The following is a 23,301-nucleotide window of genomic DNA, read 5'->3' on the forward strand; positions in this document are numbered from 1 at the left end:
AGCCTATCGGGGCTCGCTGAGATCGATGGTTACAACCAACCGCCGACTGTCCGCTAGAACTCGTTCCAGTCCTGCGCCAGCGCGGTGTTGCCGACGCTGACCGGGCCGGCGCGGAAGCGCGGGGTGCGGGTCACGGGGGGGGCGCGGCTGGAGCCGATCTTGAACACGTCGACAATGCTATCGAGATCGCTGGCCTGGCTTTCGGTCTGCTCGATGGCGGCATTGGTCTGTTCGACCAGCGCCGCATTGTGCTGGGTCATCTCGTCCATCTGCCGCACGGCGATGGCGACCTCTTCGAGCGAGGCGGCCTGGTCCTTGTTGGCCTGGGCGATGGTGTCGATCAGCGTGGCGCTTTCCTGCGCCCCGGCCAGAATATCGAGCAACGTTTCGGCGGCCTGACCAACCAGGCGGGTGCCGCTCTGCACCTCGCGGGCACTGGCCTCGATCAGCGTCTTGACGTCGGCCGAGGCATTGGCGGCCGATTGGGCCAGCCGGCGGACTTCGACAGCGACCACGGCAAAACCCTTGCCGGCATCGCCAGCGCGGGCGGCTTCGACTGAGGCGTTGAGAGCCAGCAGATTGGTCTGGAATGCGATGTCGTCGATCAACCCGATGATGTTGGAGATCTTGCCCGAGCTGGCTTCGATGGCGGTCATGGCCTCATTGGCCTGCTTCATCACCGTGCCGCCCTGGGTGGCGTTCTGTGCCACCACCTGGGCCTTGCCGCTGGCGGTCGCGGTGCGGCGGGCATTTTCCACCACCACTAGCGACAATTGTTCCACCGCCGCCGAGGTCTGCTCGATGGTCGCCGCCTGCTTGGTGGTGCGGTCGGCCAGATCATTGGCGCCGGAAAGGATTTCCCCGGTCGCCGTTTTCAGCGACCGCGAAGTCTCGCGCAGCTGGCCGACAATATCGGTCAGCCGGTCGGCTACCGCATTGGTGTCGTCCTTGATCTGGGCAAATTCGGGATCGAACTCGGCGATGATGCGATGGGTCAGATCGCCGCCCGCCATCTCCTTGAGCACTTCGCCGGTCAGCGTCACCGCGCGATTGATCTTGGCCTTGGCCGCATCATCGGCAGCGCGGGTGTCCTCGGTGAGCTTGTCGAAATAGGCGGTGACGCCGATGTCGATATCGAGCAGCGTCGATTTGATCAGGCTGGCCAGGGTCAGCGCCATGTCGTCGGCAGCGGCCAAAACCTCCTCGGACGAGGCGGGCTTTTTGCCGAAGCGGCCCTTTTTGGGCTGCAGCGCCTCGGTCATCATGTCATGCACGAGACCGGTCACCAGCGTTTCCAGAATGACGCCATAGCCACCGATATGCCAGCGCGGCTCCAGCCCGATCCTGGCATGAACCAGGCCGACGCGGCTGCTGGCCTCGAAATAGGTATCGTCCTGCGCGCCATCGGCAATCGCCTGCCAGTGCCCGACCTGCCGGGCCTGGACCTTGTCCATCTGCGGCTTGCCCTCAAAGAAGCGCGCGACCGCCGGGACCTTGGCGATCTTGGCGTAAAATTTATCGAGCGCCAGCGGCAGATGCTTGTCGACATGGATTTTCGCCCTGGCTTGCCGCTGGCGAGCCGTCTGATCGAGGCCGATGAAGTCGAGACGGGATTGCAGGCTGTCTTTGGTGGGCATAGGGGCGCTCAAGGGGTAACTGCGTGACGTGTGTGCCATAGTCCGGCGGCGGACCATGATCTGGATCAATTGCCCTACAGTGATGCGGGCATGGTGAAGGCCCGGTTAACCGGGCCCTCGGCGGGTGACAGCGCCGTTCAGGCAGCACGGCCGGACGAGCGCAGCGGCGTCACCCGGGTCGGGGCGGCCAGGGTGAACACCCCGATCACCTGATCGAGTTCATTGGCCTGCGCCTCGGTCTGCTCGATGGCGGCATTGGTCTCTTCCACCAGCGCCGCATTATGCTGGGTCATCTCGTCGAGCTGGCGCACCGCGACATTGACCTCGTCGATGGAGGCCGCCTGTTCGCGGCTGGCCTGGGCGATGCCGTCGAGCAGCAGCGCATTGGCGCGGATGGCATCCTGCACCAGCACCAACCGCTCGGCAGCGTTGGCCACCAGCTGGGAGCCGCCCTTGACCTCATTGGCGCTCTGCTCGATCAGCAGTTTGACGTCGGCAGAAGCGCTGGCCGCCGATTGCGCCAGGCGACGGACTTCGACGGCGACCACGGCAAAGCCCTTGCCGGCATCGCCGGCGCGGGCCGCTTCCACCGAAGCATTGAGGGCCAACAGATTGGTCTGGAAGGCGATGTCGTCGATCAGCCCGATGATGTTGGAGATCTTGCCGGAGGACTGGGTGATGCGGCCCATGGCCAGAGTGGCCTCGCCCATCACCGCGCCGCTGGCTTCGGCCTCGACCGAGACGGCCCGCGCCTTCTGGCTGGCCTCGGCGGCATGGTCGGCATTGTCGAGCACGGTCTGGCTGAGCTGGGCGATGGCGGCGCTGGTCTGCTCGATGGTGGAGGCCTGCCGCGTGGTGCGCTCGGACAGATCATTGGCGCCGGAGAGGATTTCCCCGGTCGCGGTCTTGAGCGCGCCCGAGGTGCCGCGCAATTGGGTGACGATCTGGCCGAGCTGTTCGGCCACGCCATTGGTGTGGTCGCGCAGGCGGCCAAAGGCGCCCTTGTAGTCGCCGGTCATGCGGTGGCTGAGATCGGCGCGGGCCAGGGACGCCAGCACGCTGCCGGTTTCGCCGAGGCCGCGCTCGACGGTGGCGACCAGATCGTTGAAATTGTCGGCCAGGAGGCGCAGTTCGGGATCGGCGAGCTCGGTGCCGACACGGTGGGAGAAATCGCCGTCGATGGCGGCCCCGACCACGGCGCCGATATCCTGTTGCAGCGCCCTTATGACACTGACCTGCCCGGCGCGTTCGGCGCTCATATCGTGCTCGACAAGGCGCAGTTCGGCCATTTTGAGGCCGTTGCGGCGGAACACTTCCACCGCCTCGGCCATATAGCCCAGCTCGTCGGCGCGCTCGAGGCCGGGCACGGTCAGCTCCAGCCGGTCGGCAGCAATCTCGGCCATGGCGTCGGTGAGGCGCGAAATCGGTCGGGTGATGGTGCGGGCGATCAGCACGCTGACCAGCGTGGCCAGCGCCAGCAAGGCCAGCCCGATCAGCAGCATGGTCTGGCGCAGATTATTGGCGGGGGCGGAAATATCGGCCTGGCTCTCCAGCGCCACCACCGCCCAATCAACGCCGCCAAAGCTCAGCGGCTCGCCGGCCAGTACATAGGTTTGCCCATTGGCATGTTCGAGCGTGCCGATGCCAGCGGTGCCAGCCAAAGCGGCGCTGACCGCTTCGCCCGCAATCGACAGGGTGAGCACATCATTGTCCGGCGTCTGCGGCGCGTCATTGCGGGCCAGCCCGTCCTGGCCGACCAGATAGGTTTCCCCACTCTCTCCCAGCCCACGGGTGCGGCCCAGCACGTCGCCGATGCGGGCGGTGGGCAGGCGCAAAGCCAGCACGCCGATCAGAAAGCCCTGATCATAGACCGGCCCGGCGATGAAGCTGGCCGGGGCCCCGGCGCTGGGCGCATAGGGGGCGAAATCGGAGAGGAACACCTGACCGGCCTCACCCGCCATGGCGGCGCGGACGACCTTGCCCAGATCGCTGGCGGCCCAGGGCCCGCCGCCTTCGGCAAAATTGGTGGCGAAATCGGCGTCCTTGAACACCGAATAGACATTGTTGAAATCGGTATCGAACAGCAGCACGTCGTCATAGCCGCGCTTTTCCAGCAGATCGCGGAAATCAGCATGCAGGCTCCGGTGATGCAGATCATAGACCGGCAGCTTGTCAGAGGTGTCGAGTTTGAGCCGTTCGCCGGCCGGATTGGGGTTTCCCGTCAGATAGGCACCCTGCAACAGCTCGGTGGGATCGCCCTGCCCTTTGAGCGAGCGCATGGCGCCGGCGAAGGTATCGATATTGGCGGCGATCTCGGAGCGCCCGGCAAACAGCGTCAGATCCTCGGCCACTTCGCGCAGATAGGCTTCCAGCGCCGAATGGGCATTGGCGGCGGCGGAGGTCAGGCGCTGCTCGGCCTGGCTGGTGACAATGGCACTGCTGGCGACATAGGCCGCCAGCGCCAGACTGGCCCCGGTGACAAGCGCAATCGCCACGACCATGGCCGGCAGCTTGAAGGCAAGTTTGAGCTGGGTCGTCATGCGATGAACTTCCGCTGTTGAGGCGGCAAACCATAGGAAGAATATGGTTAAAGAAGCGCTTCCGGGGTCGTTACACGGCCGTCACACAAACGAAAACGCCCTCCCGCTGGGGGAGGGCGCTGGACAGATAGCGACAGGCGAAGCCTGCTAGAACTCGTTCCAGTCGGCCGAGATGGCGGCACTGCCCTGGCTGAGATAGGCCTGGGCGGCGCGCTTGACGGCGGCCGGCCGGTTGGTGGTCGCTGCGCTGCGCGTCGGGGCGCGGACTGGGTCGGGTTCGCGCATGCCGGTATTGAACACCGATACGATATCATCGAGCGCGCTGGCCTGGGCCTCGGTCTGCTCGATGGCGGCGTTGGTTTCCTCGACCAAAGCGGCGTTGTGCTGGGTCATCTCGTCCATGGTGCGGACGGCGACATTGACCTCTTCGATGGCCCCGGCCTGCTCGTGGCTTTCGCGGGCAATGCCATCCATCAACTGGTCATTGGCGCGCGCCGCGGTCAGCATGGTCATCAACCGGCCGGCGGCATCGGACACCAGACGCGAGCCCATGCCGACCTCATTGGCCGACTGCTCGATCAGCACCTTGACGTCCGCCGAGGCACTGGCCGCCGACTGCGCCAGGCGCCGCACTTCCACGGCGACCACGGCAAAGCCCTTGCCGGCATCACCGGCGCGAGCCGCTTCCACCGAGGCGTTGAGGGCCAGCAGATTGGTCTGGAAGGCGATGTCGTCGATCAGGCCGATGATGTTGGAGATCTTGCCGGAGCTGACTTCGATGGCCGCCATGGCGGCATTGGCCTTTTCCATCACCAGCCCGCCCTGTTCGGCGGTGCGGGTGACTTCGGCGGCGTTGACGCTGGCATCCTTGGCGCGCTGCGCATTCTGCAACACGGTGGCGGCGAGCTGTTCCATGGCCGCCGAGGTTTCCTCGATGGTGGCCGCCTGTCGCGTGGTGCGTTCGGACAGGTCGTTGGCACCCGACAGGATTTCGCTGGTCGCGGTCTTGAGGGTGCGCGAAGTGACGCGCAGCTGGGTCACCACTTCGGTGAGCTTGTCGCCCACCGCATTGGTATCGGCCTTGAGGCTGGCGAAGGCGCCCTGATAGTCGCCATGCATGCGCATGGTCAGGTCGGTATTGGCCAAGGCCGTCAGCACCCGGCCGGTCTCTTCGAGGCCGCGATCGACGGTATCGACGAGGCTATTGACGCTCTGCGCCAGCCCGTTGAGTTCGGGATCGGGGAATTCGGTTTCGACCCGGCGGGTGAAGTCGCCGGCAATGGCGGCATCGACCACCTGACCGAAGGCGTGTTGCAGGTCGCTCATCATGGCGCGCCGGCTCTGTTCGTCGGCAATGATGCGCGCCGCTTCGGCCTCGGTCATCTGGCTGACCTTGAGCCCGTTCTGGCGGAACACTTCCACCGCCCGCGCCATGGCGCCGATTTCGTCGCCATTATCGGCATAAGGCACGGTGACCTCATATTCGCCCTTGGCCAGACCGCCCATGATCGCGGTCATGCGGCGGATCGGCTTGGCGATCATGTCGGCGCCGAGCCACACCAGCAGCAGCACCAGCGCCAGCAGGCCCGCACCGGCGCCCAGCGACAGATTGCGCATCTGGTCGACGCTGGCAAAGATGGTGGCCGAGGGCACATCCATCAGCAGGGTCCAGCTGTCGTCGACGCCATCAAAGGTGAAGGGCATCGAGGCGACGAATTGCTGAATGCCATTGGCATCGGTGTAATACATGCCCTTGCTCATCAGGCTCTCATCGAGCAGCACGCCGGCGATTTCGGGGGCCAGCTGCGTGCCGACCAGCGCCGGATCGGGATTGGCGATCCACTGATTGTCGCTGCTGATCAGCATGACATTGCCGACATCGAAGGGTCGCAGCTGGGAAATCACGCCGGCGATGGTGGCCAGGCTCAGATCGGCGGTGACCACGCCGGCCGGCTTGCCACCCTTGTGCACCACGGCGCTGATCGTGGTCATCAGCACGGTCTCGCCATCCACTTCATAGGCGAAGGGCGGCGTCAGGACGGTGCGGTTTTCCGCGAGCGGCAGCTGGTACCAGGATTCATTATTGGCCTGCGGCGACAAATCGAGCTTGTCGACGACGATTTTGCCGTCCTGATTGATGAAATAGGGCACGAAACGCCCGGTGGCGTCGGAATAGGGATGGTTGAGATAGGCCGCATCGCGGCCATCCAGCGCATCGGGCTCGAAAGCCAGCGCCATGCCGACCAGCTCGGGGCGAGCGGCGGTCGTCGCCGACATCAAGCGGCCCAATTGATCGCGATTGACCGGGCCTTCGGCAATGGCGCCTTCGACGGCCGTGGTGATGCCACGGGCCAGCGAAATCACGCCGCCCATCTGCCCTGAAACCAGCTGGCTATATTGGCCTAGCAGGGCGCGCGCCCGCGCTTCCGCCTCATTGCCCGCCGTCTCGTACATCAGCGTGGTACCAGCAAACACGATGCCACAGATCGATGTGGCGAACAGTACTCCCGCGCCGACCACCAGCTTGGTGCGGATCGACAGGTTGGAGAATTTCATTCTGTATTCCCTACCATAAGTGTCTCTTGCGAGACGGCCCCCGACAACCCGGCACAGCCGAGCCCCGTGACCGCAGCTGTGCGGCAGGAACCAGAATTTGATAGCGGGAAGCGACGCAAAGTTGCTTCTGCCGCGTGCTCGCGCGACCGGTTCAGGCCAAGTACAACTGCGTCCGCCTCCACCATGCCGAAGGCTGACTTAAGGTCGGGTTAAGCACGATCCGCTTCGTGAGCGGGCGGCGACAAAAAGGGTGGGGGGATGGGTTTGAAACCGGATCGTCACCCTCGGGCTTGACCCGAGGGGACTGAACTGGCTGCGGCACGGGAAGTGTAGAGCCCTCGGGTCAAGCCCGAGGGTGACGGCCGGGGTGGGTGGAGGGCGGCAGGTCAGGCATCATGCCACCCCAGGGGACGCCGCTAGAATTCGGCCCAGTCCTGCGCCAGTGCGGCATTGCCCTGGCTGAGATAGGCGCGCGGTTGCGCCCGGCCACTGCGTGTCGTCGTCGCGGCCTCGGCGTCGATGGTGAAAATGTCGATCACCCGGTCGAGTTCGCTAGCCTGGGCTTCGGTCTGTTCGATGGCGGCATTGGTCTCTTCCACCAGCGCCGCATTATGCTGGGTCATCTCGTCGAGTGTGCGCACCGCCACCGAGACCTCATCAATCGCTGCCGCCTGCTCGCGGCTGGCGCGGGCGATGGACTGCATCAGACTGGTATTCTCGTGCACGGCGTCCAGCATGGCGGTGAGCTGGTCGGAGGCATTGGACACCAGCTTGCTGCCGCCCCGGACCTCATTGGCGCTCTGCTCGATCAGCGCCTTGACGTCGGATGACGCACTAGCCGCCGACTGGGCCAGCCGCCGCACCTCCACCGCCACCACGGCAAAGCCCTTGCCCGCGTCACCCGCGCGGGCGGCTTCCACTGAAGCATTCAAGGCAAGCAGATTGGTCTGGAAGGCGATATCGTCGATCATGCCGATAATGTTGGAAATCTTGGCCGAGCTGGAGGTGATGCGTTCCATCGCCTGATTGGCTTGTTCCATCGTCACCCCGCTCTGGGCGGCGCTGTCGGACACCGACTGCGCCTTGCCATTGGCGTCTTCGGCCATGCGGGCATTTTCGGCCACCGTGCCGGCCAATTGCTCCATCGCCGCCGAGGTTTCCTCGATGGTCGCGGCCTGCTTGGTGGTGCGTTCGGAAAGATCATTGGCGCCGGAAAGGATTTCCCCGGTCGCGGTCTTGAGGGCGCGCGAGGTGGAGCGCAACTGGGTCACCACGGCGCTGAGCTTGTCGGCCACCGCATTGGTGTCGGTCTTGAGCTTGGCAAACGAGCCCTGATAATCGCCTTCCATGCGCAGGGTCAGATCGGTATCGGCCAGTGCTGCCAGCACCTCGCCGGTTTCGCCGAGGCCGCGATCCACCGTTTCCACCAGATTGTTGACGCTGCCGGCCAGCGCATTGAGTTCGGGATCGGGGAACTGGGCGTGGACGCGCTTGGAGAAATCGCCGGCGATGGCAGCATCCACCACCTCGCCAAACGCCGCCTGCAGCGCCACCATCATATCGGTGCGCTCGATGCGACGGCGCTGCGATGCGGCGCGCTCTTCCTCGGTCATCTGGCTGACCTTGAGGCCGTTTTCGCGGAAAACCTCGACGGCGCGGGCCATTTCGCCCACTTCATTGCCGCGGGTGATGAACGGCACTTCGGTTTCATAATCGCCCTCGGCTACCGACTTCATGGTCCGCGCCAGCTTGGGCACCGAACCCATCATCAGGCGCGACAGCACATAGCCGATGGCGCCCAGCGCCAGCAGAGTCACCAGACCCACCAGCAGCAGCATCTTGACCGCGTCGAGCACCACCGCTTCGACCTTGTCCTTGTCGACGCCGACAAACAGCAAGCCGACCGGCGCCCCGGCCTGATCCAGGATCGGCTGATAGGCGGTGTAATAGGCTGTGCCGGCCAGCACATCCTCGCCGTAATAGGGCTGGCCCGCGAGCAGGGTCGCATAGGCCGGATTGGCCTGGCCGAGGGTAGTGCCGGCCAGACGCTGGCCATCAGCGCCGGCAATGGTCGTGGTCATGCCCACAAAACCCTGGCTGGCCTCGTCCCAGCCGAAAATGCTGGCGGCCTCGCCGGTGATGCGGGCGATGGAATCGACGATGTCATGATTGAGAAACTGGCGCGGCATGGCCCAGGTGTGGATTTCGGCCAGCTCGCCGGCTTCGCCCCATTTGACCTCGGCGCCCGGCAGATTGCCTTCAACGATGGTGGCCGCCGTTTTGAGATTGGTCGTCTGCTGGCTCAGCGCCGTGCTGCGGGTGGAGGCGCTCAGATTGAGATAGATTGCCGCCGTGACCACGCTCACCGAAACAATGATGGCCGAGATCACCAATGCAGCGATCATCGTGGTCAGTTTTATATTGCCGAAGAATTGCCCAACGCGCGTCAACATTTCGATTGCCCCATGCTCCCCCCACGCGTTGCAGCAAGCTGCTCGCGCCTTGATCCGGTAAAATTACCAGAACGTGCTTAAGCGAATGTTTAACACGCCCGGAATCCGGGGCTTTGGGGGCGGCGGGACGGCTATGCCGTTCAATGTACTAAACATTCCAGAACGACCAAACCCGTCAAAAGCAACGACCCCCGCAACGCTGGAGCATTGCGAGGGTCGGTTTGGTCCGATTTCAGGTATGGCGCCGTTGGGTTGTCGCCAGCGTTAGAACTCGCTCCAGTCCGTCGCCAGCGCGGTATTGCCGTGGCTGCGCAGATTGGATGAGGCGGCGGCCAGACGCTGCTGCAGGCTGCGTGCGGCGCCAGTGCCGCCGGCAGGGCGCTGGTCACGCCCGGCGGGGACAGCCTGCTGGTCGAGGCGGAACACGTCGACGATGCGGTCGAGTTCGCTGGCCTGCGCCTCGGTCTGCTCGATGGCGGCATTGGTTTCTTCGACCAGCGCCGCATTGTGCTGGGTCATCTCATCCATGGTGCGGACGGCGGTGGACACTTCCTCGATGGCCGACGCCTGTTCGCGGCTGTCATTGGCGATGGATTCGAGCAGGCCATTATTGCCCCGCGCGGCTTCCAGCATCGCCTTGAGCTTGCCGGCCGCATCGCCCACCAGCTTGGAGCCGGAGCTGACTTCGCCAGCCGACTGCTCGATCAGCACCTTGACCTCGCTGGAGGCCTGCGCCGCCGACTGGGCCAAGCGCCGCACTTCCACGGCAACGACAGCAAAGCCCTTGCCCGCGTCACCCGCGCGGGCGGCTTCCACTGAAGCATTCAGCGCCAGCAGATTGGTCTGGAAGGCGATGTCGTCGATCATGCCGATGATGTTGGAAATCTTGGCCGAGGACTGAGTGATGCGTTCCATCGCCGAGGTCGCCGCATCCATCACCTGGCCGCCTTCTTCGGCGGTGCGGGTGACCTGCGCCGCGTTGACGCTGGCTTCCCTGGCGCGCTGCGCATTCTGCTGCACAGTGGACGCCAGCTGCTCCATCGCCGCCGAGGTTTCCTCGATGGTCGCCGCCTGCTTGGTGGTGCGTTCGGACAAATCATTGGCGCCGGAGAGGATTTCCCCGGTCGCAGTCTTGAGCGCGCCCGACGTGTGGCGCAGCTGGCCAACCACTTCGGTCAGCTTGTCGGCCACTGCGTTGATGTCGGTTTTGAGCGTGGCGAAGGCGCCCTCATAGTCGCCCTCCATGCGCTCGGTGAGGTCGGTATCGGCCAGCGCGCCCAGCACCTGGCCGATTTCGGTGACGCCGCGATTGAAGGTCGAGACCAGATTGTTGACGCTGCTGGCCAGCCCGTTCAGCTCGGGATCGGGGAATTCGACCTGCACCTGGCGGGTGAAGTCACCAGCGACCGCGGCATCGACCACTTCGCCAAAGGCCGATTGCAGCTCGCTCATCATCTTCTGCCGGTTTTCCTGATCGGCAATGATCCGCGCCGCCTCGGCCTCGGTCATCTGGCTGACGCGCAGCCCGTTCTGGCGGAACACTTCAACGGCGCGCGCCATGGCGCCCACTTCGTTGCCGCGTTCGGTAAACGGCACCTCGGTTTCGTAATTGCCTTCGGCGATGGCTTCCATCGAGCCGGCCAGCTTGGGGATTGGCTTGGTGATCACCCGCGACAGCACGAGGCCGACAAGGCCCAGCGCCACCGTGACCAGCCCGCCGACCATCAGGATCAGCCCGAGCACGGCATTGGCAGCTTCCTCGACCTTGGCCATCGGCGTGCCGACAAAGATCGCGCCCATGACTTCGCCGCTCATCTTTTCGATCGGCTGCAGGGCGGCGAAATAGCTGGCGCCATTGATCGGCAGCTGACCGATATAGCTTTCACCGGCCAGAATGGCGGCATAGGCCGGGCTGGAGGCGTCGAGCACCAGATCGGCCACGCGGCTGCCATCCTCGGCGGCAACGCTGGTGGTCTTGGCCATCAGCGCCTGCGTCGCCGTATCCATCACATAGATCGAGGCATCCTGCTTGGTGACGCGGGTCACTGAATCGATGATTTCGGTATCGTAGAACGGTGGAATGGCCCAGCTCTGGAAGGCCGCCATGGTGCCCTCATCGGTCCAGTTCAGCACCGAGCCGGAAATGCGCCGCTCGAGAATGGTCGCCGCCACCGCCAGATTGGTTTCCTGCTGCATCTGGCTGTCGGCAATAGAGCGATCATGCAGGTTCAAATAAATCGCGCCGGACACGGCAGCGATCGAGCCGATAATGGCAACCAGGACCAGCGCCGCGATGGCCGTGGTCATCTTGATATTGCCAAACATGGCAAAGAGCTTGCGCATAAGCGAATTCCCCAAGCATCCGGGCAGGCGAAGCATCGCGCGCCATGCGGACCCAAACTGATGGGGAAAGTTACGGGACAGCCGTTAAGCTAAAGTTGTCCGAGCGGCCCCGTATCGGCGCAGAACACGAATAATTTCGCCAAATCCCGGCTTAGCGCCGGAAAAACCGCTCACCGGGACGCGATGGCGCCCCGGTGAGCTGGTTTTTAGAACTCGGTCCAGTCGACGTCGACCGCGGCGTTGCCCCGGCTCAGATAGCTGCGGGCCGCCGACTTGAGCGCCTGTTGCTGCGGCGCCCGCGCCCGGGTCGGCGGCATGGCGCGCGCCGGGCTGGTCGGCATCTGATCGAGCGTGAACACCTCGACGATCCGGTCCAGCTCGCTGGCCTGCGCCTCGGTCTGCTCGATGGCGGCGTTGATCTCCTCGACCAGCGCCGCATTATGCTGGGTCATCTCATCCATCTGCCGCACCGCCGTGCCGACCTCTTCGATGGCCGAGGCCTGCTCGCGGCTGTCGCGGGCAATGCCGGTCATCAACTCGTCGGAGGAACGGGCGGCGGTCAGCATCACTTCGAGCTTGCCCGCCGCATCATGCACCAGCCCCGAGCCCTGCCGCACTTCGCTGGCGCTCTGCTCGATCAGCACCTTGACGTCAGCCGAGGCATTGGCAGCGGACTGGGCCAGCCGCCGCACTTCGACGGCGACCACGGCAAAACCCTTGCCGGCGTCGCCGGCGCGGGCTGCTTCCACCGAGGCGTTGAGCGCGAGCAGGTTGGTCTGGAAGGCGATGTCGTCGATCAGCCCGATGATGTTGGAGATCTTGCCCGAGCTTTGGGTAATGCGTTCCATCGCCTCGGTGGCGCGCTGCATCACCGCCCCGCCATCTTCGGCGGCGGTGCTGACGGTGGCGGCAACCGTGCTGGCCTGCCGCGCCCGTTCGGCATTCTGCATCACGGTGGAGGCCAATTGCTCCATCGCCGCCGAGGTTTCCTCGATGGTGGCGGCCTGGCGTGTGGTGCGTTCGGAAAGGTCATTGGCGCCGGAGAGGATTTCGCCAGTGGCGGTCTTCAGCGTGCCCGAGGTTTCGCGCAATTGCCCGACCACATCGGTCAGCTTGTCGGCCACCGCATTGACGTCGGATTTGAGCGTGGCAAAGGCGCCGTCATAATCGCCGCCCATGCGCCGCGTCAGGTCGGTATTGGCCAGCGCGCCCAGCACCGAGCCGATCTCGGTGACGCCATGGTTAAAATTAGACACCAGCGTGTTGACGCTGCTGGCCAGGTTGTTGAGTTCGGGATCGGGGAATTCGCTGGTCACCCGACCGCTGAAATCGCCGGCCACGGCGGCATCGACCACCTGGCCGAAGGCGTGCTGCAATTCGCTCATCATCAGCTGGCGGTTGTCGCGGTCGGCGATGATGCGGGCCGCTTCGGCCTCGGTCATTTCGCTGACGCGCAGGCCATTAGCGCGGAACACTTCCACCGCGCGCGCCATGGCGCCCAGCTCATTGCCGCGCGCCACATAGGGCACTTCGGTGGTGTAATTGCCGTCGGCAATCGCCTGCATCGCCCCGGCGATACGCGGGATCGGGCCGGTCAGCCGGCGCGACAGCAGCAGGCAGATGCCGCCCATCACCACCAGAAGCAGCAGCCCCATAATCGCCATGCCCGGCAGCGACCCATCGGCGGCGGATTCGGCCTGCTGCGCATCGCCACCGACAAAGAAGGCGCCGAGCGGCACATTCTTGAGATCGGTGAAGGGTTGGAAGGCGCCGTGGAAGCGGGTGCCCTGCATCATCACCTCGCCGTAAAACGGCAATCCTGCCGCCAGCGCCGCATGCTCGGGCGACGTCTTATCAATGGCAAAGCCAAGGGCGCGCTTGCCGTCGGGCAGCTCGAAGCTGGTGGATTTGGCGAGGAACTCGCCGGTGGCCGTATCGAGGCCGAAGATCGCGGCGGAACCCTGGGTGATGCGGGTGACCGAGTCGATGGCGGCGCTATCGTGGAAAAACGGCAGCGAAAATGCCTGGAACGCGGCCATCTGGCCGTCCTCCGCCCAGGTCAGCACCGAGCCGGACAGGCGCTTTTCCAGAATGGTGCCGGCCAGTTGCAGATTGGCCGCCTGCTGCGCCACGCTCTGATTGATCGACTGCCGCCGCAGGTCGATATAGCCATTGACCGAATAGGCCACGATGGTGACGAGAATGCTCATCAGCACCAGCCCGGCAATGGCTGTCGTCAGTTTGATATTGCCCCAGAAATCCGAAATCGACCGCATCGTCCGCCTGCTCCCCCGCTGGCATCTGCTTGTATGGAAGGCTTATAGCGGGGCGGAACTTAACGGCGCGTTGCTCTTGTATGGAAGACTGGCGGGCGAGCCTGCGCTAGAACTCGCTCCAGTCCTTCTCGACGGCGGCATTGCCGTGGCTGAGATAGGATTTGGCGACGCTGCGCAGCTTGTCCTGCAGGCCACGCGCGCCGTCGGCCACCGCCTGGATCGGCGCGGGGCGGCGCTGCGGCGCCGGGGCTACCGCATCGATGGCGAAGATATCGACGATGCGGTCGAGCTCGGTCGCCTGGGCCTCGGTCTGCTCGATGGCAGCGTTGATCTCCTCGACCAGCGCCGCATTGTGCTGGGTCATCTCATCCATGGTGCGAACCGCCAGATTGACCTCTTCGATGGCCCCGGCCTGTTCGTGGCTGTCCTTGGCGATGCCGCTCATCAGCGCATTGGACGAGCGCGCCGCGCTGACCATGGCTTCGAGCTTGGCGGCGGCATCGAGCACCAGCCGGGAGCCGCCCTTGACCTCGCCGGCCGACTGCTCGATCAGCACTTTGACTTCCGAGGAGGCATTGGCCGCCGATTGCGCCAAGCGACGGACCTCGACGGCGACCACGGCAAAACCCTTGCCGGCATCGCCGGCGCGGGCGGCTTCCACCGACGCGTTCAAGGCCAACAAATTGGTCTGGAAGGCGATATCGTCGATCAGGCCGATGATGTTGGAAATCTTGCCCGAGCTTTGGGTGATGCGCTGCATCGCTTCGGTGGCCTGCGCCATCACCTGCCCACCCTCTTCGGCGGTGTGGGTCACGGTGGCGGCGACGCCGCTGGCCTGCTTGGCGCGCTCGGCATTCTGCAGCACGGTGGAGGCCAATTGCTCCATCGCCGCCGAGGTTTCCTCGATGGTGGCGGCCTGTTTGGTGGTGCGCTCGGACAGGTCATTGGCGCCGGAAAGGATTTCCCCGGTCGCCGCTTTCAGCGTGCGGGAGGTATCCTTGAGCTGGCCGACAATATCGGTCAGCTTGTCGGCCACCGCATTGGTATCGGCCTTCAGCTGGGCGAAGGCGCCTTCATAGTCGCCCTCCATGCGCTTGGTCAGGTCGGTCTCGGCCAGCGCCGCCAGCACCGAGCCGGTTTCGCTGACGCCGCGATCGACGGTGGCGACCAGATGATTGACCGAGCGGGCCAGCCTGTTGAGTTCATCATCGGGGAATTCGGCATCGACCCGGCGGGTGAAATCGCCGGCAATCGCCGCATCCACCACCGCGCCGAAGGCTCGTTGCAGATTCTGCATCATGATGGCGCGTTCGGCCTGGCTGCGGATGATCTGGTCGGCTTCCGCCTCGGTCAATTGCGCGATGCGCAGGCCATTTTCGCGGAACACTTCCACAGCGCGGGCCATGGCGCCCAGTTCGTCCTTGCCATCGGCGCCGCGCACCGCGACATCGAGATCACCATCGGCGAGCGCTTCCATCGTGGTGGTGAGGCGGCCGATCGGCCGGCTGACCGACCGGGCGAAGAAATAGCCGGCAATCGCGGCGATGGCGAGCAACGCCCCGCCAATGGCCAGCATCATATTGCGCATGTCGGTGATCGGCGCATAGGCCTCGTCCTCGCCGACCGCCGTGACCACCGCCCAATTGGCACCGCCGAAAGCCAGCGGCTGGGCGGTCAGCATCATGGCCATGCCGCGATAATCCGACGCAATGCCGATGGCCTCGGTGCCGGCAAGCGCGGCTGCGACGATGGGGTTCTGGAAACTGGTGGCCAGTGAATCATCGGCCTCCGAGAAGCGGGAATCCGAGCGCATCAGGAAATCAGCGCCGACAAAGAAGCTCTCGCCGGTTTCGCCCAGCCCATCGGACTTGTTCATGATGGCATTGACCGAGGCGGTCGAAATGGCGACGGCGAGCACGCCGACCAGTTTCTGCCGGTTGTCGAAAACCGGGGTCGCCATGAAGCTTTGCGGCGCGCCGGCGGCGGCGCCATAGGCGGAGAAATCCTCGAACGACACCTGGCCGCCCTCGGCCATTTTCGCGGCCGCCTGAAACGCCTGGCCGAGCCCGGTTGCGGCACCGGGGCCGCTGGCAAAACTGGTGGCAAAATCGTCGCGCTTCATCACCGAATAAATCAGATTGCCGTTCGGATCGAGCAGCATCAGATCGGCATAGCCGCGCGCCTGCAATTGCCGGCGGAAGGCCGGATGAATCTTGGAATGGGTGAAGTCGTAATTGGTGCGCTTGTCGGCAGTCGACACGTCGAGCAGGTCGCGCTGCGCCTGGTCGGGATTGTTGGCAATATAGGCTGTTTGCAGCGCCGCTACCGGGTCGCTCGCCAGCGAGCCGGTAGAAAACTGGCCCCAGGTAATGTTGAGATCGCGCAGGATGGTCTGGGTCGATTCCGTCGCCGCGGTAATGCTCAGATCCTTGGCGATGCCCTCGAGATAGGAGCCCAGCTCGTTCGACGTCTGGGTGGCGACGGTCTCGATCTGCCGCCGCGACAATTGCTCGACCGTGGCCGAACCGATCAGGTAACTCGCCAGCCCCACCCCGGCACTCACCAGCAGCGCCGACCCGACCAGTGCCAATGGCAGTTTCTGGGCAATCTTCAGTTGCGGCAACAGTCCCATCGAACGCTCCAGCTGTTCGCTGACCGCCAGCCGCATGCCCCGGCGCTGCCGGTGACACGAAAATACCGCGCCCTTGCACGGCGCGGATTGCTGCGGTCGTCCCCCTCATGTCGGCTTTGCCGATCAATGGAAACGATACACTTGAGCGATTAACCACTCCTTACGCACAAATCTCGATGCCGAAAGGGCAGCCGGAAACGAAAAGGCCACCCCGAAGGGTGGCCCGATTTTTGTGCTGGCAGCGCGGTTTAGGTCAGCGCGCCGATCACCGCCTCGATGCGCTTTTTCATGGTCGACGCGTCGAATGGCTTGATGATGTAATTGTTGACGCCGAAGGAAATGGCTTCCTTGACCTGCTCCTTGTCGGAGCGTCCCGTGGCCATGATGAACGGCATGGACTGGGTGCGCGGGTGCTTGCGGATGACCTTGAGCAAGGTCAGCCCGTCAATATCTTCCATGTTCCAGTCGGAGATGACCAGGTCGACATTGGATTTTTCCAGCTTGCCCAAGGCGTCGCGGCCACTCTTGGCCTCGATGATGTCCTTGAAACCGAGCTGGGTGAGAATGTATTTGCAGATACCGCGCATGGACTGCTGGTCGTCGACGATCAGGACGCTGACTGCGCTGGCTTTAGGCATGGTCGTATTTCACCTTCCTGGCGAGTGGGGCCTTGAGACCCCGTATTTTCTGCCAAAACACTAGGCAACAAGCGTTACAAATCTCTCAACCGGGAGGTTGGAATTGACACGGAACGGCCTGATGCGGGCGTTGTGGCGCTTTAGGCGGCCGATTTAAGCCGCGTCAGCGCCTGGGCCAGCCGCGCCGCGATGGCTTCCACCGGCGCCTGTTCCATCACGGCGCCCTCTTCGAAGGCCACGCGCGGCATGCCATAGACCAGCGCCGAGGCCTGGCTCTGGCCTACCGTATAGGCACCGGCGTCGCGCATCAGCTTGAGCCCGCGGGCGCCATCGCGCCCCATGCCGGTCAGGATCGCGCCGACCCCCAGGGCACCGGCGGTCTTGGCCACCGATTCAAACAGCACGTCGACACTCGGGCGATGGCCGCTTTCCAGCTCATCCTGGCTCAGCCGGGCCTTGAGTTGCCCCGAGACCCGCTCGACGCGCAAATGATAGTCGCCGCGCGCCACATAGGCATGGCCGATCTGCAACGGCATGCGGTCTTCCGCCTCCAGCACCGTCAGCGCGCAGACCTCGTCGAGCCGGGCAGCAAAACGGCCGGTGAAACCGGCCGGCATGTGCTGGGCAATCAGGATGGGCGGGCAATCGACCGGCATGGCAGCCAGCACGGTGCGGATGGCTTCCACCCCACCCGTCGAGGCGCCGATGGCAATCAGCGCTCCGGGCGGGGCGGCGGCGGTCTTGACCGTAACCTTGGGGGCTTCGGCCCGATTGGCCGAGGCGCCATGCACATCGGATTTGGCGGCAGCGCGGATCTTGTCGCGCAGATTGGCGCCGAAGGCTTCGATGCCGCCGGCAAATTCGGCACTGGGCTTGGCGACGAAATCCACCGCGCCGAGTTCGAGCGCCAGCAGGGTTTCGCTGGCCCCCTTCTTGGTCAGCGTCGACACCATCACCACCGGGGTGGGGCGCAAGCGCATCAGCTTTTCGAGGAATTGCAGCCCGTTCATATTGGGCATTTCGATATCGAGCGTCACCACATCGGGGTTCAGCGTCTTGATCTTTTCGCGCGCATCGATCGGATCGGTGGCCGTGCCCACCACCTTGATATCGCCATCACGCATCAGCATGCGCGTCAGCACTTCGCGGATCAGCGCCGAATCGTCGACGACCAGGACCTTGATGCTCATGCCGCTTCTCGTCTGCTGGAGGTACGCTTGGATTGATAGATGGTCTTGCCGACAAGGCGGAAACCCTCGCCGCCCGAACCCAGATTTTCGGAATGCCCGATATAGAGGAAGGCCTTGGGCGCCAGCAGCGCGCTGAAGCGGCCGAACAGCTCGCCCTGGGTGGGCTTGTCGAAATAGATCGCCACATTGCGGCAGAAAATCGCGTCGAATGGCCCCTTCATCGGCCAGGCGCCAATCAGATTGAGCGGCTTGAACGACACCAGCTCGCGCGCCACCGCCGGAATATAGATCATGCCATCGTCGCCACGCTCGAACGGGCGGGCGCGCTCAGGGCTGAGTTCGGCGATCTCGCTGGCGGGGTAGAAGCCGCGCGCCGCCTTGGTGAGCACATTCGTATCGATATCGGTGCCCAGAATCTTGAAATCCCAGCGTTTCAGCTCGGGAAACGCCGTCAGCAGATCCAGGCCGATCGTATAGGGCTCCTGCCCGGTCGAGCAGCCGGCCGACCAGATGCGCAAGCGGTTGCCGCGCGGCTTTTCCGCGATCAGCGCCGCGACATGGCTGCGCAGATGCTCGAAATGATGGTCTTCGCGATAGAAGCGGGTGAGATTGGTGGTGAGGGCGTTGATGAAATCCTGGCCATCGCCGGCGCTGCCGCCATGCTCGAGATAGTCGACATAGGCGTCGAAACCCGGCAGGCCGAGAGCGCGCACGATCTTGCTCAGGCGCGAGATCACCAGCGTTCGTTTCGCATCGCTCAGCGAGATACCGGCAACCTGATAGACCCGGTTCTTGATGCGAGTGAACTCGCGGTCGCTAAGGGAGATTTCTCCCGGTTCCATGTGGCCTACCCCAATTCCCATTCGTTCGGGTCAGCCGCGTGCCCGTCGCGCCAGGGGAACCGAACTGGTTTCCTCGGCCGCACTGAACGACGCCATCCGCCCGACAAGGCGCTTCAGCGCCAAATCACCTTCGCCCAGTGTCGTGGCGATCGTATCGGTCTCATTGCTTAGATTGCGTAAATGCAGCTCCAGCCCGGCAATCACCGCCTGCAGCGCCTTGGTTTCGCCCACCCCGGTCTCGGACTGGGCCCGGCCGCGCTTGACCGCCGCCCTGATCTCGCGCGCCGAACGGCTGGTCAGTTGCGCCAGCTGGCGCACCTCATCGGCCACCACGGCAAAGCCGGCGCCGGCTTCGCCGGCTCGGGCCGCTTCGACGGCGGCATTGAGCGCCAGCAGGTTGGTGCGGAACGACACATCCTCGATGGCCTGCACCATCTGGTCGATATCGTGGGTCATGTGGTCGATCTCGCCGACCAGTGCCTCGGTGCGCCGCACGCCCAGATCGGCTTCGCCCGCCAGATTTTGCGCCTCGCGACCGAGCAGTTGAGCCTGGCGCAAGCGCCCGCTGCCTGTCGCCAGCGCCCGGCCGGTCACCAAGGCATCCTCGCGACTATCGGCGGCCAGGGCACCATATTGCGCCGCGCGGCGTTCGAAGCCGTCCAGCAGATGCCCGACCTTGCCCAGCCGCGCCTCCAGCGCCAGCCGCTGGGCCCGTTCGGTGTCGAATTGTTCGCTGATGGTTTCGATGAACTCATGCAGTCGTCGCGCCATGCTCCCCAAGGGGCCATCCAGCGCGTCCGGCAGCTCGTCGGCGCCCGACACCACCGCCTCCAGCTGGAGCAGCCCGCCATCAAGGGCACCGAGGCCGCGATTGAGCGCCGCCAGCACCGGCTGGGTCGCGGCCACATCGGCCTCGAAGCGGAACCCGGTCTGGCCGCTGGCCAGCGCACCGGCAAAGGCGTCCAGATCATCATCTTCGATATAGCTGCCGGCCGGCAGCATTTCGAGCAGGTAGCGGCCCTTGGCCAGCGGCCGGCGCAGCACGGTAAACCGCCCGCTGCCCAGCATCACCATGGTCTCTTCCGGGGCCCCGCCGCCCGATTGCAGATAGCCGGTGCCGAACAGCATATCGAGCGTCGCGCCCTCGCTGACCCCGGCCATCAGCCGCGTCGCGCCGGCACTGGCGGCATGAATGACGCCCTTGTCGTCCACCACCACGGCGGGCTGCCGCATCGCGGCGATGGCACTTTTGAAATGATGCGCCTTTTCCAGGCGCTTGCCGAGCCGCGCCACGATAGCGGCCATGCTGAGTGGCTCGTCGGGTTGCTCGCTCAAGCCGGCGGCCAGGGCCACCGAGGCCAGCGTGATGTCATGCTGCCGGTCAAACCGGGCGGCGAGGGCAAATGTGCCGATCAGCGCCACCAGCAGCAGGCCGATGGCACCGGAAAATCCGAGCCATCCCTGGCCGAACACAGCCAGCCAAGTGCCCCCCAGTGCCACCGCGCCCAGCCACAACAAGCTGGCGATCAACGCCAGCCGCCGCTGCGGCGTGGCGGGCATGATCCGCAAATCATCAGGGCGTGGGTCCAACATGATCGAACCCTACGGAGGAATGGTTAACCAAGTCTATAAAGCCGCTCCGGTGCAAGACTTTGCTAAGCCTGATTGTTGAAAGGTGAAGAACTGGACCGTTTTGAGACGGCGGCTTACTCGGAATGGCGTGACGAAGACTGACCCTACACTGAGATGATGACACTCGGCCTCCACCTGTGCCGCCCCGGCCCCCTCCGGAGGCCAAAAAACTAAAACAGTTCGATATCGTCGCGGGGCGGCCGGATCACGGTGCGACGACGCGCCAGCGCTGCTTCCTCGCGCGCCACATTGGCCCCCAGCTCGCTATCGAGCCGTCGCACGAAGGCGCGGCCGGAATGGGGTTTGAACAGCACGCGACGGGCAAAAGAGCCGCCCAGATCCTCGCTATTGGCGAAATAGCCTTCGTCGGCGAGGAACTGGCGCACGAATTCGATATTCTTCAGGCCGACATCGTCGAGCACCGAATTGATCTTGCCGCCGCCAAACACCTTGATCTCGAGATTGACCTTCTTACCGGTGCCCCGCGTCATCACCTGGTTGATCAATTGTTCCATGGCAAAGGCGCCATAGCGCGCCGAGGCGCCGTAGCGATCCTTGGCGGAGCCCGATTGTTCGGCCAGCAGGAAGTGATTCATCCCGCCGACATTGGCGACCCGGTCGCGAATACAGGCCGAGATGCAGGACCCCAACACGGTTGAATAGGTGAGATCGACATCATTGGAGACGTGGCAGTCGCCCTGGTGCACGGTGGTCACCACCCCGCGATCAAACTCGGGCGGTAGAGAAGTCGGCAATGCCATTTATCGTCTGCAACCCCAAAAGCCTATGTTCCGATCGTAGCGTTAAACTCGTTAGCCAATTGCTAACCATGCAGACCGAGGAAACCACTGCCGCCGAACACGGCAAGGAGAGCTTTAGAAAGATTGGGCTAGGGTGCCGCAACGGGGCTAGGATCGAATCTTTATGTCACTGCAGAAACTCGCGAGAGAACTCGATGAGACCGCGCGCCAGACGGCGTCGATGCTAGAAGGCATCACCGAAGCCCTCGACCTGCTGGCCGACAAGAGCCAGGACGCCACGGTTCGGCATGCCGTGCAGATGATCGTCACCGCCCTGCAGGGTCAGGATCGCATCGAGCAGCGCTGCCACAATATGGCTTTGGCCGTGCGCCAGTTCGCCCTGCTGCCGCCCACCGCCCCCGACAGTGTCTATGACGAAATCTGGGCCAGCCTGACGCTGGACGAATTGCGCGTGCCCGCGCTCAGCGGCATCGCCGCCCACCAGAGCAGCGGCGACGCCGAACTGTTCTAGCGGGTCTATTTTCCGGTCTGTCGTAAAGGGTGCCGCAAGGCGCCTTTTTTGTACGTGGACGGCTTTCGACCCCGCTCCGGCCGTCCAAGGCCTCGCGAATGTGTTCCAAAAGCTGACATTCATAGGCTGGGCCCCGGACCGGCTACAGCGGCGGCCCCAGTTTCCAAAGCACGGTCCTGCCGCAACGGTTGAGGGATCGGCGACCACATGCAACGATGCGGCGCCGGCGAGGAGAACGAAATGCAAAAACGCACGCTTGGACAGGGGCTGGAAGTGTCGGCGCTGTCGCTCGGATCGATGGGATATGGCAAGGCACGCGAAATCCCTGACCGACCAGAAATGATCTCGCTTCTGCGTGCCGTTGTCGATCGTGGCATGGACTTCTTCGATACTGCGGAAACCTATGGCCCTTGGACCAACGAGGAAATGGTCGGTGAGGCGTTTGCCGGTATCCGCGATCAGGTGAAGATCGCGACCAAATTCGGCTGGGACATCGATCAGGACACCGGTGAGCATCGCGGCGGGGTCAACAGCCAGCCCTCCCAGATCAGGCGCGCCGTCGAAGGCAGCCTCAAACGCCTCGGAACTGATTATATCGATCTCTACTACCAGCACCGCGTCGATCCCGATGTGCCGATGGAAGACGTCGCCGGTGTGGTCAAGGACTTGATCGCCGAGGGCAAAGTGCTGCATTTTGGCCTGTCCGAGGCGGGTGCCAGATCCATCCGCGCCGCCCATGCCGTGCAACCCGTTACAGCGCTGCAGAGCGAATATTCTCTATGGACCCGTGAGCCGGAAGCCGAAATCCTGCCCACGCTCGAAGAACTGGGCATTGGCTTCGTGTCATTTAGCCCCCTGGGTAAGGGCTTCCTGACTGGCACCATCGATCCGGCAGCCAGCTTTGTCAGCGGGGATTTCCGTGGTCAGATCCCCCGTTTCGCGCCCGAAGCCATGGCCAATAACCAGGCCCTGGTCGATCTCATTCGCCGCGTCGGCGACCGCCACGGCGCCACGCCTGGTCAGGTGGCCTTGGCCTGGATTCTTGCACAGAAGCCCTGGATCGTGCCTCTGTTCGGCACCCGCAAGCTCGATCGTTTCGACGAGAATGTCGGGTCGCTACTGGTCAAGCTGACCGCCGACGACCTTACCGAAATCGAGCAGGCCGCTGCCCAGATCAAGATCGCGGGAGAGCGTTATCCCGACGCGACGCTGAAACGATCAGGACTGTGAAAGCACGGACATAAAGTCAGCTGGGATGTATCTAAAAGGGCACCCTGCGGTGCCCTTTTT

General features: G+C 64.1%; 14 protein-coding genes. 2 read left to right on the forward strand and 12 right to left on the reverse strand.

The window, feature by feature from the left end:
• Positions 1-53: 53 nt before the first annotated feature.
• The 12 genes from ACX3OZ_RS06080 to ACX3OZ_RS06135 all read right to left on the reverse strand — a co-directional run bounded on the left by ACX3OZ_RS06080 (position 54) and on the right by ACX3OZ_RS06135 (position 21,500).
• Positions 54-1,637 carry a methyl-accepting chemotaxis protein gene (locus ACX3OZ_RS06080; protein ID WP_459104032.1) on the reverse strand — a complete coding sequence of 528 codons (1,584 nt, stop codon included), beginning with the start codon at positions 1,635-1,637 and terminating at the stop codon, positions 54-56.
• 137 nt (positions 1,638-1,774) lie between these two features.
• Positions 1,775-4,177, reverse strand: coding sequence for a methyl-accepting chemotaxis protein (locus ACX3OZ_RS06085; protein WP_459104033.1), 2,403 nt, complete (start codon positions 4,175-4,177; stop codon positions 1,775-1,777).
• A gap of 147 nt (positions 4,178-4,324) precedes the next feature.
• On the reverse strand, positions 4,325-6,733 hold the full coding sequence (locus ACX3OZ_RS06090; protein WP_459093871.1) for a methyl-accepting chemotaxis protein: 2,409 nt from the start codon (positions 6,731-6,733) through the stop codon (positions 4,325-4,327).
• A gap of 416 nt (positions 6,734-7,149) precedes the next feature.
• A complete protein-coding gene (locus ACX3OZ_RS06095) occupies positions 7,150-9,186 on the reverse strand; it encodes a methyl-accepting chemotaxis protein (protein WP_459104034.1) in 2,037 nt (678 codons plus the stop codon).
• 264 nt (positions 9,187-9,450) lie between these two features.
• The gene (locus tag ACX3OZ_RS06100) at positions 9,451-11,529 is read right to left on the reverse strand and encodes a methyl-accepting chemotaxis protein (protein WP_459104035.1); all 2,079 of its coding nucleotides are present in this window, start codon (positions 11,527-11,529) and stop codon (positions 9,451-9,453) included.
• Positions 11,530-11,735: 206 nt separating this feature from the next.
• The gene (locus ACX3OZ_RS06105; RefSeq protein ID WP_459104036.1) at positions 11,736-13,805 is read right to left on the reverse strand and encodes a methyl-accepting chemotaxis protein; all 2,070 of its coding nucleotides are present in this window, start codon (positions 13,803-13,805) and stop codon (positions 11,736-11,738) included.
• A 106-nt stretch (positions 13,806-13,911) separates the two neighbouring features.
• Complete coding sequence (locus tag ACX3OZ_RS06110; protein WP_459104037.1) at positions 13,912-16,437, reverse strand: methyl-accepting chemotaxis protein; 2,526 nt, start codon at positions 16,435-16,437, stop codon at positions 13,912-13,914.
• Between the two features lie 248 nt (positions 16,438-16,685).
• The gene (locus tag ACX3OZ_RS06115; protein WP_459093876.1) at positions 16,686-17,075 is read right to left on the reverse strand and encodes a response regulator; all 390 of its coding nucleotides are present in this window, start codon (positions 17,073-17,075) and stop codon (positions 16,686-16,688) included.
• 140 nt (positions 17,076-17,215) lie between these two features.
• Positions 17,216-18,265: a protein-glutamate methylesterase/protein-glutamine glutaminase gene (locus tag ACX3OZ_RS06120; protein ID WP_459093877.1), complete on the reverse strand. Its 1,050-nt coding sequence runs from the start codon at positions 18,263-18,265 to the stop codon at positions 17,216-17,218.
• Positions 18,262-19,107: a CheR family methyltransferase gene (locus ACX3OZ_RS06125; protein WP_459093878.1), complete on the reverse strand. Its 846-nt coding sequence runs from the start codon at positions 19,105-19,107 to the stop codon at positions 18,262-18,264. Before ACX3OZ_RS06125 ends, ACX3OZ_RS06120 begins: the two co-directional genes overlap by 4 nt.
• Positions 19,108-19,137: 30 nt before the next feature.
• The gene (locus ACX3OZ_RS06130) at positions 19,138-20,700 is read right to left on the reverse strand and encodes a methyl-accepting chemotaxis protein (protein WP_459093879.1); all 1,563 of its coding nucleotides are present in this window, start codon (positions 20,698-20,700) and stop codon (positions 19,138-19,140) included.
• 209 nt (positions 20,701-20,909) lie between these two features.
• Complete coding sequence (locus tag ACX3OZ_RS06135) at positions 20,910-21,500, reverse strand: chemotaxis protein CheD (protein ID WP_459093880.1); 591 nt, start codon at positions 21,498-21,500, stop codon at positions 20,910-20,912.
• A gap of 163 nt (positions 21,501-21,663) precedes the next feature.
• Here ACX3OZ_RS06135 and ACX3OZ_RS06140 point away from each other — a divergent pair, with 163 nt between their 5' ends.
• Both ACX3OZ_RS06140 and ACX3OZ_RS06145 read left to right on the forward strand, forming a co-directional pair.
• The gene (locus ACX3OZ_RS06140) at positions 21,664-22,011 is read left to right on the forward strand and encodes a hypothetical protein (RefSeq protein WP_459093881.1); all 348 of its coding nucleotides are present in this window, start codon (positions 21,664-21,666) and stop codon (positions 22,009-22,011) included.
• Positions 22,012-22,251: 240 nt separating this feature from the next.
• Positions 22,252-23,241, forward strand: a complete 990-nt coding sequence (locus ACX3OZ_RS06145) for an aldo/keto reductase (protein WP_459104038.1) — start codon at positions 22,252-22,254, stop codon at positions 23,239-23,241.
• The last annotated feature ends 60 nt before the right edge of the window (positions 23,242-23,301 follow it).

The organism is Devosia sp. A369, assembly GCF_054489345.1.

What these genes read in the sequence shown, in the direction of transcription:
- ACX3OZ_RS06080 (WP_459104032.1), bottom strand. Translation starts at nt 1,637, where the DNA reads ATGCCCACCAAAGACAGCCTGCAATCCCGTCTCGACTTCATCGGCCTC.
- ACX3OZ_RS06085 (WP_459104033.1), bottom strand. Translation starts at nt 4,177, where the DNA reads ATGACGACCCAGCTCAAACTTGCCTTCAAGCTGCCGGCCATGGTCGTG.
- ACX3OZ_RS06090 (WP_459093871.1), bottom strand. Translation starts at nt 6,733, where the DNA reads ATGAAATTCTCCAACCTGTCGATCCGCACCAAGCTGGTGGTCGGCGCG.
- ACX3OZ_RS06095 (WP_459104034.1), bottom strand. Translation starts at nt 9,186, where the DNA reads ATGTTGACGCGCGTTGGGCAATTCTTCGGCAATATAAAACTGACCACG.
- ACX3OZ_RS06100 (WP_459104035.1), bottom strand. Translation starts at nt 11,529, where the DNA reads ATGCGCAAGCTCTTTGCCATGTTTGGCAATATCAAGATGACCACGGCC.
- ACX3OZ_RS06105 (WP_459104036.1), bottom strand. Translation starts at nt 13,805, where the DNA reads ATGCGGTCGATTTCGGATTTCTGGGGCAATATCAAACTGACGACAGCC.
- ACX3OZ_RS06110 (WP_459104037.1), bottom strand. Translation starts at nt 16,437, where the DNA reads ATGGGACTGTTGCCGCAACTGAAGATTGCCCAGAAACTGCCATTGGCA.
- ACX3OZ_RS06115 (WP_459093876.1), bottom strand. Translation starts at nt 17,075, where the DNA reads ATGCCTAAAGCCAGCGCAGTCAGCGTCCTGATCGTCGACGACCAGCAG.
- ACX3OZ_RS06120 (WP_459093877.1), bottom strand. Translation starts at nt 18,265, where the DNA reads ATGAGCATCAAGGTCCTGGTCGTCGACGATTCGGCGCTGATCCGCGAA.
- ACX3OZ_RS06125 (WP_459093878.1), bottom strand. Translation starts at nt 19,107, where the DNA reads ATGGAACCGGGAGAAATCTCCCTTAGCGACCGCGAGTTCACTCGCATC.
- ACX3OZ_RS06130 (WP_459093879.1), bottom strand. Translation starts at nt 20,700, where the DNA reads ATGTTGGACCCACGCCCTGATGATTTGCGGATCATGCCCGCCACGCCG.
- ACX3OZ_RS06135 (WP_459093880.1), bottom strand. Translation starts at nt 21,500, where the DNA reads ATGGCATTGCCGACTTCTCTACCGCCCGAGTTTGATCGCGGGGTGGTG.
- ACX3OZ_RS06140 (WP_459093881.1), top strand. Translation starts at nt 21,664, where the DNA reads ATGTCACTGCAGAAACTCGCGAGAGAACTCGATGAGACCGCGCGCCAG.
- ACX3OZ_RS06145 (WP_459104038.1), top strand. Translation starts at nt 22,252, where the DNA reads ATGCAAAAACGCACGCTTGGACAGGGGCTGGAAGTGTCGGCGCTGTCG.